This is a genomic window from Chitinolyticbacter albus (assembly GCF_024437655.1).
GTDB lineage: Bacteria > Pseudomonadota > Gammaproteobacteria > Burkholderiales > Chitinibacteraceae > Chitinolyticbacter > Chitinolyticbacter albus.
Genome location: NZ_JANBVF010000077.1, coordinates 1 through 700 on the forward strand (window position 1 = coordinate 1; position 700 = coordinate 700).

The window sequence follows — 700 nt, forward strand, 5'->3', positions numbered from 1 at the left end:
GGTGCAGGACAACTTCTTCGAACTGGGCGGCCACTCCTTGTTGGCCACCCAGGTGATGTCGCGCATCCGCCGCGAATGCGCCGCCGAGTTGCCGCTGCGCGTGCTGTTCGATGCCCCGACCATTGCCCAGCTGGCCATCCGGCTGGAACAGGAAGCCACCACCGCCCTGCCGCCGCTGCACCCGGGCCTGGCCGGCCCCGGTTGCAAGCCGGTGTCGTTTGCCCAGGAGCGGCTGTGCTTCCTGGATCAGCTGGAACCGGGCAGTGCCACCTACAACATCCCGCTGGCGCTCTGCTTGCGCGGACCGTTGGACGTGCCGGCGCTACGCCGCAGCATCGGGGTGTTGCTCGAGCGCCATGATGCGCTGCGCACCACCTTCGCGCAGGATGCGGCGGGCCGGCCACAGGCCTGGGTTCACGCCGCCACCCCGGCCGGGCTGCTGCCGCTGGAGGATCTGCGCGGGCACGACGCGCCGTGGACGGTGGCCCGGCAGTTGGCCGAACAGGAGGCGATGACGCCGTTCTCGCTGCAACAAGGGCCGCTGCTACGCAGTCGGGTGCTGTGCTGCGGCGAGGCCGAGCATGTGTTGCTGCTGACGCTGCACCATATCGTCGGCGATGCCTGGTCGCTGGGGGCGCTGATGCGCGAGCTGATGGCGCTGTACGACGCCTGCCGCCGGGGTGAGTCGTCCCCGCTGCCG

Annotated in this window: 1 protein-coding gene; it reads left to right on the top strand. The window is 70.4% G+C overall.

The window, feature by feature from the left end:
• Positions 1-700: condensation domain-containing protein (locus tag NLI84_RS18845; protein ID WP_255992370.1), on the top strand; the 700-nt coding region annotated here is incomplete at both ends.